This is a genomic window from Clavibacter sp. CT19, from assembly GCF_027858075.1.
Classification (GTDB): Bacteria; Actinomycetota; Actinomycetes; order Actinomycetales; family Microbacteriaceae; genus Clavibacter; species Clavibacter tessellarius_A.
Genome location: NZ_JAQHYR010000009.1, coordinates 190,239 through 200,828, shown reverse-complemented (window position 1 = coordinate 200,828; position 10,590 = coordinate 190,239). Strand labels below are relative to the sequence as shown.

Here is a 10,590-nt window from a genome sequence, read left to right as displayed (position 1 = left end):
GGGCCCGCCTCCGTCCCGCGCGCGCGCTGCCGCCCGCGCTCGTCGCCCTCGGCCTCACCTCCGCGGCCTACTCGCCCGTGCGCGCGTTCCTGCCCGCGGCGATCCACATGGGCGTCGCGGCGACGCCCGGCCGTTCCCCGACCCGTCCGCGGCAGCCGCCGCGTCGGCGTCCGCGGCACCCGCCGACGCGTCCTCCGCATCCGCGGCCGCCGCCGGCATCGCCGCAGCCGCGGCAGCACCGGACCGCGGCACGTCGGGCGCGCCCGTCCGCGTCCCGCGCCCGGCTCCCGCGCCGGTCGACCCCGCCTCCCGCCGTGGCGGCCGCACGCCCCGTCCGCCGGCCGCACCGCGGTCCGCGCCGAAGCCGAAGCGGCGCCACCCGAAGTGGCCCTACGTCGTGGTCCTCCTGGTCGTGCTGTTCGGCGGCGCCGCCGTGATCGCGACCTCGCTGTTCGGCCCCGTCGTCTCGGCGCTGCTCACCCAGGCCGAGCCCTCCGACTACGACGGCGACGGATCCGGTGAGGTGCAGGTGGTCGTCAAGACCGGCGACACCGGCAGCACCATCGGGGACACGCTCGCCTCGCAGGGCGTGGTGAAGACGTCGAAGGCCTTCTACCAGGCCGTCGTCCGCTCGGGCAGCGAGATCGTGTTCCAGCCCGGCACGTACACGTTGCGGAAGCAGATGAGCGCGGCCTCCGCGCTCGAGATGCTGCAGGATCCGACGAGCCAGGTGCAGGCCAAGGTCACGATCCCCGAGGGGCAGACCGCGGCGCAGGCGTTCGAGCTCGTCGCCGAGGGGACGGGCACGCCCGTCGCCGACCTGGAGGCGGCCGCCGCCGACCGGGCGGCGCTGGGGATCCCGGCCGAGGCTCCGAGCATCGAGGGCTACCTCTTCCCGGCCACCTACGACTTCCCGCCCGGCACGACGGCGGCGGACATGGTGAAGGCCATGGTCTCCCGGACGTTCGCGGCGCTCGACAAGGCGGGGGTCGCGCCCGCGGACCGCCATCGGGTGCTCACGCTGGCCGCGCTGATCCAGAAGGAGGCGCGCTTCGAGGGCGACTTCTACAAGGTGTCCCGCGTCTTCCAGAACCGCATCGGGATCGGCATGGCGCTCCAGTCGGACGCCACCGTCGCGTACGGGGCGCAGTCCGTCGGCCGCGTCACGACCACCGACGCCGAGCGCGCCGACGACAACCCGTACAACACCTACCTGCACCCCGGGCTCCCCGTCGGGCCCATCTCCAACCCCGGCGACCTCGCGATCAAGGCGGCGATCGCGCCCGAGCAGGGACCGTGGCTGTACTTCGTCACGGTCAACACCATCACGGGCGACACGGTGTTCTCCCAGACGTACGAGGAGCACCTCAAGGCCGTCGCGCAGTGGCAGCAGTTCATGAAGGACAACCCGGGCAATGGCTGATCCGCGGACGCCGGCCGTGCGGCTGGCGGTCCTCGGCAGCCCCATCGGGCACTCGCTCTCGCCGCGCCTGCACCGCGCGGCGTACGGGGTCCTCGGGCTCGATTGGTCCTACGAGGCCGCGGAGTGCACCGGCGCGGGGCTCCCGGCGTTCGTCGCCGGGCTCTGCGACGGCTGGCGCGGCCTGTCGCTCACGATGCCGCTGAAGCGCGACGTGCTGCCGCTCCTCGACGCCGTGGACGAGACGACCCGCCTCGCGGGCGCCGCGAACACGCTGCTCCTCGAGCGCGACGGAGCGGGCGGGATCCGGCGGCGCGGCGCGAACACGGACGTCGCGGGCATCGTCCGCGCGCTGGCGGCGGCGGGTGTCGAGCGGTCGCGGCGCGCGGTCGTGCTGGGCGCCGGATCCACGGCGCGCTCCGCCGTCGTCGCGCTCGGCCGCATGGGCGCGCGCCACGTGATCGTGGCCGCTCGGCGGCCGGAGCAGGTGCGGGAGCTCGTGCCCCTCGCGGACGAGCTCGGGATCACGCTGGAGGCGGCGTCCCTCGACGACGCGCCGGCCGCGCTGCGCGACGCCGACACGACCGTCTGCACCCTTCCGGGCGACGCCGCCGCGGCCGTCCCCCTCCCGGACCGCCTGCCCGACGCGGCCGTGCTCCTCGACGTCACCTACGCGCCGTGGCCGACCGGCATCGCCTCCGGGTGGGAGCGGGCGGGGGGACGCGTGGTGCCGGGGATCGACATGCTCGTGCACCAGGCGCTCGGGCAGGTGCGGCTGTTCGTCCACGGCGACGCCGGGCTCGCGCTGCCGGACGAGCCGCGCGTGCTGGAGGCGATGCTCGCGAGCGTCGGCCGGGATCCGCGGAGGCCCTGGACCGGCGCCTGACGCCGCCCCGATCCGGGGGAGCGCCGCCGACCGCTGTGGGAGGATGGGGCCATGCTGCGTTGGCTCACCGCCGGGGAATCCCACGGCCCCGAACTCATCGCCGTCCTGGAGGGCCTGCCCGCGGGCGTGCCCGTCAGCCTCGACGGCATCCGCGCCGACCTCGCCCGTCGCAAGCTCGGCTACGGCCGTGGCGCGCGCATGGCGTTCGAGCAGGACGAGCTGCACCTCTCGACCGGCGTCGTGCACGGGCGGACGCTCGGCAGCCCCATCGCGGTGCGCATCGGCAACACGGAGTGGCCCAAATGGGTCGACGTCATGAGCCCGGAGCCGGTGCATCCCGAGAAGCTGCAGGGCGCGCGCGCCGCGGCCCTCACGCGCCCCCGCCCGGGCCACGCCGACCTCGTGGGCATGCAGAAGTACGACTTCGACGAGGCGCGTCCCGTGCTCGAGCGCGCGAGCGCCCGCGAGACGGCCGCGCGCGTCGCCCTCGGCGCCGTGGCCCGCGCGTTCCTCGCCGAGCTCGGCATCACCCTCGTCAGCCACACCCTCGCGATCGGCCCCGTGCGCGTGCCCGAGGGCGCGCCGCTGCCGACGCCCGCCGACGTCGACGCGCTCGACGCGGATCCGCTGCGCTGCTTCCACCCCGAGACGAGCGCCCGCATGGTCGCCGAGGTCGACGACACGAAGGCGAGCGGCGACACGGTCGGCGGCGTCGTCGAGGTCCTCGCGTACGACCTGCCGCCGGGCCTCGGCTCGCACGTGCACTGGGACCGCCGGCTCGACTCGCAGCTCGCGGGCGCGCTCATGGGCATCCAGGCCATCAAGGGCGTGGAGGTCGGCGACGGCTTCCTCACCACCACGCGGCGCGGATCCGAGGCGCACGACGAGCTGTTCTCCACTGCCGCCGGCATCGGCCGGTCCACCGACCGCGCCGGCGGCACCGAGGGCGGCATGTCGACGGGCACGGTCCTCCGCGTCCGCGCCGGCATGAAGCCCATCGCGACCGTGCCGCGCGCGCTCCGCACCGTCGACACCGCGACGGGCGGCGCCGCGCCCGCGAACCACCAGCGCTCCGACGTGTGCGCGGTCCCCGCGTCCGGCGTCGTCGCCGAGGCGATGGTCGCCCTCACGCTCGCGAACGCCGTGCTCGAGAAGTTCGGCGGCGACTCCGTCGGCGAGACGCGGCGGAACCTGCGCGGCTACCTCGACGCGATCCCCGAGGGCCGCCGCTCCGGCGCCGACCTCGTCGACGAGGCCGACGCCGCCCCGCCCGCCCCGCCCGAGGCCTGAGCGTGCCGGTCGTCCTGATCGGCGCGCCCGGCGCGGGCAAGACCACGGTGGGCCGCCGGGTCGCGCGCGCGATGGGCGTGCCGTTCACGGACACCGACCGCGCCCTCGTGGACGCGCACGGGTCCATCGCCGACATCTTCCGCGAGCACGGCGAGCCGCGCTTCCGCGAGCTCGAGCGCGAGGAGGTCGCACGCGCCCTCGCGGCCGGCGGCGTCGTCTCGCTCGGCGGGGGAGCCGTGCTCGATCCGGCGACCCGCGCCGACCTCGCGGCGTGCGACGTCGTGCTCCTCACCGTGAGCGAGCACGCCGTCCGCGCCCGCATCCGCGGCGACGACCGCCCCCTCGTGGACGGCGTCGAGAGCTGGCGCCGCATCGTCGCCGACCGCGAGGAGCTCTACCGCTCGCTCGCCGACCTGACCATCGACACCTCCGACCGCCCGCTCGCGCGCATCGCCCGCGAGATCGAGCGCTTCGCCCGGGAGAGGCAGCCATGACCGACCCACACCCCACCGACACCGCCCCCACCGGCGCCGCCGCGCACGAGACCGCCGCCGTCGAGCCCGACGCGCCCACCGTCATCCGCGTCTCCGGCACGCCCGGCTACGACGTCACCGTCGGCCGCGGCCTGATCCCGGGCGTCGGCGCGCTGCTCGGCCCGCGCGTCCGCAAGGTGCTCATCGTGCACGCGCCGGCCCTCGCCGAGGAGGCGTCGCGGCTCCGGGAGCGCCTGCAGGGCGACGTCGAGGTGTACCTCGCCGAGGTGCCGGACGCCGAGGGCGCCAAGCGCGTCGAGGTCGCGGCGTTCTGCTGGAAGATCATGGGCACCACCGACTTCACGCGTTCGGACGCCGTCATCACGCTCGGCGGCGGTGCCACGACCGACCTCGGCGGCTTCGTCGCGGCCACGTGGCTGCGCGGCGTGATGCTCATCCAGATCCCGACGACCGTGCTCGCCATGGTCGACGCGGCCGTGGGCGGCAAGACGGGCATCAACACCTCCGAGGGCAAGAACCTCGTCGGCGCCTTCTACGCGCCGACCGCGGTGGTCGTCGACCTCGACCTGCTGGCGACGCTGCCGCGCAACGAGCTCGTCACGGGCTTCGCGGAGATCGTGAAGGCCGGGTTCATCGCCGTGCCCGAGATCCTGGACATCATCGAGCGGGACGTGGCGCGCGTCACCGATCCCACGGCACCGGAGTTCCGCCGCGTCGTCGAGCTCGCCATCGCCATGAAGGCGGAGGTCGTGGGGGAGGACTTCACCGAGAAGGGCCGCCGCGAGATCCTCAACTACGGGCACACGCTCGGCCACGCCATCGAGCACGCCGAGCGGTACCGCTGGCGGCACGGCGCGGCCGTCGCGGTGGGCATGGTCTTCGCCGCCGAGCTGTCGCGCCTCACCCGCTCGCTCTCCGACGAGGCGGTCGACCGGCACCGCCGGATCCTCGACTCGCTCGACCTGCCCACGAGCTACCCCGTCGGCCGCTGGCCCACGCTCGTCGCGAGCATGAAGCGCGACAAGAAGGCGCGCGGCGACATGATGCGCTTCATCGTGCTCGACGGCGTCGGCCGCGCGAGCGTGCTCAACGGACCCGAGGAGGCGCTGCTGTTCGCGGCGTACCAGGAGATCGGGTCGTGACCGACCCCGCGCATCCGGACGCGCCCCGGCCCGTCGCCCTCGTCACGGGCGTCGGCCGTGTGTCCGGCATCGGCGCGGCGATCGCGGAGGACCTGGCCCTCGGCGGCTGGGACGTCGCCTTCACCTACTGGTCCGACTACGACGCGCGGATGCCGTGGGGCCGCCGGCCCGAGGACCCCGCGCGCGTCGCGGAGGCCGTCGAGCGCGCGGGCGGCCGGGCCCACGCCGTCGAGGCCGACCTCGTGGACGTGGACGCGGCCGAGCGGATCCTCGGCGAGGTCGAGCGGGAGCTCGGGCCCATCACGTCGCTCGTGCTGAGCCACGCGGAGTCCGTCGACAGCGCGCTGCTCGACACGAGCGTCGAGAGCCTCGAGCGCCACCTCGCGGTGAACGTGCGGGCATCGCTGCAGCTGATCCAGGGGTTCGCGCGCCGGTACCGGGCCGTCCCCGGCGCCGGCCGCATCGTGGCGCTCACCTCCGACGCCGTCGTGGGGGAGGTCGCGTACGGCGCGAGCAAGGCCGCGCTCGACCGCATCGTCATCGCGGCGGCGCGCGAGCTCGAGGACGTGCGCATCACCGCGAACCTCGTGGACCCCGGTCCGACGGACACGGGCTGGTTCACGGACGAGATCCGCGAGAGCCTCCGCGAGACGACGCCGCGCGGCCGGCTGGCCGAGCCCCGCGACGCCGCGGCGCTCGTGTGCTTCCTCGTGTCGGCCGAGGGCGGCTGGATCAACGGCCAGCGCATCCGCTCCGACGGCGGCCAGAGCGTCGGCTGAGCATGCGCCCCGCGCGCACCGGCCGGCCGATCCCACCCGACCCGCGCCCTAGGCTGGGCGCATGTCACGCGTGCTCGTCCTCAACGGCCCCAACCTCGGACGGCTCGGCAGCCGCGAGCCCGACGTCTACGGCACCGGATCGCTGGAGGACCTGCGGCGCGAGCTCGTCGCCTTCGCGCCCGCCGACGTGGAGATCGACCTCCGCCAGACCGACGACGAGGCGACCCTCATCGGCTGGCTGCACGAGGCCGTCGACACCGCGAGCCCCGTGATCCTGAACCCCGCCGCGTTCACGCACTACTCGTACGCGCTCCGCGACGCCGCCGCGCTCGTCACGAAGGCGGGGATCCTCCTGCTGGAGGTGCACCTCTCGAACCCGCATGCGCGCGAGGAGTTCCGGCACACCAGCGTCATCTCGCCCGTCGCGACGGGCGTCATCGCGGGTCTCGGGCAGGGCTCCTACCTCCTCGCCCTCGCGCACGTCGTGACCGCCACCCGTTAGGCTGATCCCTCGGATCCCCGCATGCGCCCCGTCGGGCCGCGGATGACGGATCCTCCGCGCGGCCGCTCGCACGCCGCATCCCGCTCGTCGAACAGGCAAGGACCCTCCCCGCATGGCCTCTACCGCTGACATCAAGAACGGCATCGTCCTCAACATGAACGGCCAGCTGTGGACCGTCATCGAGTTCCAGCACGTGAAGCCGGGCAAGGGCGGCGCCTTCGTGCGCACCAAGGTCAAGAACGTGATGACCGGCAAGGTCGTCGACCGCACGTTCAACGCGGGCGCGAAGATCGAGACCGAGACGGTCGACCGCCGCGACTTCCAGTACCTCTACGCCGACGGCGAGAACTTCGTGTTCATGGACACGAGCGACTACGACCAGATCACGCTGTCCGCGGCGCAGGTCGGCGACGCGAAGAACTTCATGCTGGAGAACCAGGACGTGACCGTGGCGCTGCACAACGGCGAGGGGCTCTACGTCGAGCTGCCCGCGTCGGTCGTGCTCACCATCACGTACACGGAGCCGGGCCTGCAGGGCGACCGCTCGACGGGCGGCACCAAGCCCGCGACGGTCGAGACCGGGCACCAGATCCAGGTCCCGCTCTTCCTCGAGCAGGGCACGCGCGTCAAGGTCGACACCCGCACGGGCGACTACCTCGGCCGCGTCACCGACTGACCCCGTGAGCGCACGCACCAAGGCGCGCAAGCGCGCCCTCGATGTCCTCTACGTCGCCGACATCCGCGGGGAGAGCATCCCCGCCACCCTCGCGGTCGAGCAGCAGCGCGCCGCGGCCGAGCCCGACCGGCAGGCCTCGTGGCAGTACGCCCGCGAGATCGCCGAGGGGTTCGTCGCGCACCAGGACGAGATCGACGAGCTCATCGAGACGTACTCGGTGAACTGGACCCTCGCCCGCATGCCCGCCGTGGACCGCGCGATCCTGCGCATCGGCATCTGGGAGATCCTCTTCAACGCGGACGTGCCGAACGGCGTCGCGATCTCGGAGAGCGTCGACCTCGCGTCGTCGCTCTCGACGGACGAGTCGGCGTCGTTCGTGAACGGCATGCTCGCCCGGATCGCGGCCGCGCAGGCCTGATCCCCGGCACGTCGGGCCCGTTCTCGCCACCTCCGTTACGCCGCGTGTCGCCTCGCGACGGCGTGTGACGGGGGACGAGGCGGGTCGGCACGCGCCGACCTAGCGTCGGGTCATGCCCGCCACCGCCACCGCCTCGCACCGCGCTCCCGCGACGCCCGCCCGCGCCCGCGCCGACGCCGGCGCGGATCCCGAACCCGGCTCGGCCGGCGCCGTCGAGCTCCGCGGGGTAGGCCGGTCGTTCCCGGTCGACGGCGGACGGAGCACGCGCGTCGTGCTGCGCGACGTCGACCTCGACCTCGCGGCCGGCGACGTCGTCGCGGTCCTCGGGCCCTCCGGCTGCGGCAAGTCGACGCTCCTCCGCCAGGTGAGCGGGCTCGACCGGCCCGACGCGGGGTCCCTCCGCATCGACGGGACGCCCGTGCGCGACGTCGACCAGCGCTCGGCGGCCGCGTTCCAGGAGCCCCGGCTGCTGCCCTGGCGCACGCTCCGCGCCAACGTGCGGCTCGGCCTCCCGCGCGACGTGCCGCGCGCCGAGGGCGACGCCCGGGTGCGCGACCTGCTGGAGCTCACGGGCCTCGCCGAGGCGGCCGACCTCCGTCCGCGCCAGGTCTCCGGCGGCATGGCCCAGCGCGCGTCGCTCGCCCGCGCGCTCGCCCGCCGACCCCGCGTGCTCGTGCTCGACGAGCCGTTCGGCGCGCTCGACGCCCTCACCCGGCTGCGGATGCAGGACCTCCTCCTCGACGTGCACGCCGCGATCCCCACGACCGTCCTGCTCGTCACCCACGACGTGGACGAGGCGCTGCACCTCGCCGACCGCGTGGTGCTGCTGGGGCCCGATCCCGCGCCCGGCGCCGCGCCGGGCGCGACCGTGCGCCGCGTGCTCGACGTGCCGGGCGCCCGCCCGCGCGACCGCGGCGACGCCACCCTCGCGGCCCTCCGCGCGGAGCTGCTCGAGGGGCTCGGCGTGCCGGGCCACCGCGGCGGCTGATCCGCCCCATCCGCCGGCCCCGCTCGACCACCGCACCCGACACCGCACCGAGGACCCCGTGACCCGACTCCTGCCCCGCCGATCCGCCCTCGCGCTCGCGACCGCCGCCGTCCTGCTCCTCGCCGGCTGCGCCGCGGGCGAGGGCTCCTCCGTCGCTCCCGCCCCGGCCGCCGCGGGCGGCTGGAGCGCCGACACGCTCACGGTCGACTGGGCGACCTACAACCCGCTCAGCCTCATCGTGAAGGACCAGGGCCTCCTCGAGTCGCGCCTCGGATCCGACGTCAAGGTCGACTGGGTGCAGTCCGCGGGCTCGAACAAGGCCAACGAGCTGCTGCGGGCGGGCGCCGTCGACGTGGGCTCCACCGCGGGCTCCGCCGCGCTGCTCGCCCGCGCCAACGGCTCGCCCATCCGCACCATCGACGTGTACTCCCAGCCCGAGTGGACGGCGATCGTCGTGCCGAAGGGCTCGCCCATCACGAGCGTCGACGAGCTCCGCGGCGCCGACATCGCCGCCACGAAGGGCACCGACCCGTACTTCTTCCTCCTGCAGACGCTGGATCAGGCGGGCATCCCCGCCTCCGACGTCACCATCCAGAACCTCCAGCACGCCGACGGCCGCGCGGCGCTCGAGAACGGCGCGGTCGACGCGTGGGCCGGGCTCGACCCGCTGATGGCCGCGAGCGAGGCGCAGGCGGGATCCACGCTGCTGTACCGGAACGTCGACTTCGCGACCTACGGGTTCCTGAACGCGACGCAGTCGTTCCTCGACGCGTCGCCCGATCTCGCGCAAGCCGTCGTCGACGCGTACGAGCAGGCGCGCGCGTGGGCCGTCGCGCACCCGGACGAGACGGCGGCGATCCTCGCGCGGGCCGCGGCGATCGACCCCGGGGTCGCCACCTCCGTGATCGACCGCACGAACCTGGCCGTGGATCCGGTGCCCGGCGACGCGCAGCGCACCGTCCTCGAGCGCGTCGGCCCGATCCTCGTGGACTCGGGCGACGTGACCGACCAGGGGAAGGTCGACGACGCGCTCGACGAGCTGTTCGAGCCGCGGTTCGCCGAGGCCGCGGATCCCGCAGCCGCTCCCGGGACCGCCGGATGACCGCCGTCGACCGGACGCCCGTCGCCCGCGACGCCGGTGCGACGCGCGACGCCCGCCCGGACGACCGCCGGCGGGACGGCGCCCGCTCCGCCCGCGCCGCGCTGACTCGCACGGCCGTCGGCCTGGTGGTGCCGGCCGTCGTCGTCGGGCTGTGGGCCGTCGTCACCGCGACGGGTGCCGTGCCCGCCCACCTGCTACCCGCGCCGCTCGACGTGGTGCGCGCGGGCGTCCAGCTCGCCGAGCAGGGGATCCTCGGCCCGTACGTCGCCATCTCCCTGCAGCGCGTGCTGCTCGGCTTCGCGCTCGGCGCGACCGTGGGCCTCGTGCTCGGCGCGGTGGTCGGCCTGTCGCGCGTGGGCCGGCTCCTCCTCGCGCCCACCGCGGGCGCCTTCCGCACGGTGCCGTCGCTCGCGTGGGTGCCGCTGCTCCTCCTCTGGATGGGGATCAACGAGGACTCCAAGGTCACCCTCGTGGCCATCGGCGCGATGTTCCCCGTGTACACGACCGTCGCGGGGGCGCTCCGGCACGTGGACCCGCACCTCGTGGAGGCGGGGCGCGCGTTCGGGCTGACGCGGATCCCGCTGCTGGTGACCGTGCAGCTCCCCGCCGCGCTGCCGGCGGTCGTCTCCGGGCTCCGGCTCGCGCTCGCGCAGTCGTGGCTGTTCCTCGTGGCCGCGGAGCTGCTCGCCGCCTCGATGGGGCTCGGCTTCCTGCTCACGGAGTCGTCGGCGAACGGGCGGGTCGACCGGGTGCTGCTCGCGATCGTGCTGCTCGCCGTGCTCGGCGCCGTCACCGACGCCGTGGTGGGCCTCGTCGAGCGCGTCCTCGTGCGCCGCTGGGGCTGACGCCGGGCTTCCGTGTCGTCGCGTGACATCCCGGTTCCGGATCGAGGC

12 protein-coding genes are annotated in these 10,590 nt (G+C 75.0%); all 12 read left to right on the top strand.

What is annotated here, in order from left to right; genetic code table 11:
- The first annotated feature begins 397 nt into the window (after positions 1-397).
- The 12 genes from mltG (at position 398) to PED38_RS12490 (ending at position 10,542) form a co-directional block, all read left to right on the top strand.
- Positions 398-1,423, top strand: a complete 1,026-nt coding sequence (gene mltG, locus PED38_RS12545; RefSeq protein ID WP_270981536.1) for an endolytic transglycosylase MltG — start codon at positions 398-400, stop codon at positions 1,421-1,423.
- Complete coding sequence (locus tag PED38_RS12540) at positions 1,416-2,306, top strand: shikimate dehydrogenase (RefSeq protein WP_270981534.1); 891 nt, start codon at positions 1,416-1,418, stop codon at positions 2,304-2,306. The genes mltG and PED38_RS12540 overlap by 8 nt, the downstream gene beginning before the upstream one ends.
- A 51-nt stretch (positions 2,307-2,357) precedes the next feature.
- On the top strand, positions 2,358-3,596 hold the full coding sequence (aroC, locus tag PED38_RS12535; RefSeq protein ID WP_270981532.1) for a chorismate synthase: 1,239 nt from the start codon (positions 2,358-2,360) through the stop codon (positions 3,594-3,596).
- Positions 3,597-3,598: 2 nt separating this feature from the next.
- A complete protein-coding gene (locus PED38_RS12530) occupies positions 3,599-4,090 on the top strand; it encodes a shikimate kinase (RefSeq protein ID WP_063071746.1) in 492 nt (163 codons plus the stop codon).
- On the top strand, positions 4,087-5,232 hold the full coding sequence (aroB, locus tag PED38_RS12525) for a 3-dehydroquinate synthase (protein WP_270981531.1): 1,146 nt from the start codon (positions 4,087-4,089) through the stop codon (positions 5,230-5,232). Before PED38_RS12530 ends, aroB begins: the two co-directional genes overlap by 4 nt.
- Complete coding sequence (locus PED38_RS12520; protein WP_063071747.1) at positions 5,229-6,011, top strand: SDR family oxidoreductase; 783 nt, start codon at positions 5,229-5,231, stop codon at positions 6,009-6,011. Before aroB ends, PED38_RS12520 begins: the two co-directional genes overlap by 4 nt.
- A gap of 61 nt (positions 6,012-6,072) precedes the next feature.
- The gene (locus tag PED38_RS12515; RefSeq protein WP_063071748.1) at positions 6,073-6,513 is read left to right on the top strand and encodes a type II 3-dehydroquinate dehydratase; all 441 of its coding nucleotides are present in this window, start codon (positions 6,073-6,075) and stop codon (positions 6,511-6,513) included.
- A 112-nt stretch (positions 6,514-6,625) separates the two neighbouring features.
- A complete protein-coding gene (gene efp, locus PED38_RS12510) occupies positions 6,626-7,189 on the top strand; it encodes an elongation factor P (RefSeq protein WP_270981530.1) in 564 nt (187 codons plus the stop codon).
- A gap of 4 nt (positions 7,190-7,193) precedes the next feature.
- Positions 7,194-7,607, top strand: coding sequence for a transcription antitermination factor NusB (gene nusB / locus PED38_RS12505; protein ID WP_063071750.1), 414 nt, complete (start codon positions 7,194-7,196; stop codon positions 7,605-7,607).
- 112 nt (positions 7,608-7,719) lie between these two features.
- Positions 7,720-8,595, top strand: a complete 876-nt coding sequence (locus PED38_RS12500; protein ID WP_063071751.1) for an ABC transporter ATP-binding protein — start codon at positions 7,720-7,722, stop codon at positions 8,593-8,595.
- A 58-nt stretch (positions 8,596-8,653) separates the two neighbouring features.
- Positions 8,654-9,697, top strand: coding sequence for an aliphatic sulfonate ABC transporter substrate-binding protein (locus PED38_RS12495; protein WP_270981528.1), 1,044 nt, complete (start codon positions 8,654-8,656; stop codon positions 9,695-9,697).
- Positions 9,694-10,542 carry an ABC transporter permease gene (locus tag PED38_RS12490; protein WP_270981526.1) on the top strand — a complete coding sequence of 283 codons (849 nt, stop codon included), beginning with the start codon at positions 9,694-9,696 and terminating at the stop codon, positions 10,540-10,542. The genes PED38_RS12495 and PED38_RS12490 overlap by 4 nt, the downstream gene beginning before the upstream one ends.
- Positions 10,543-10,590: the final 48 nt, after the last annotated feature.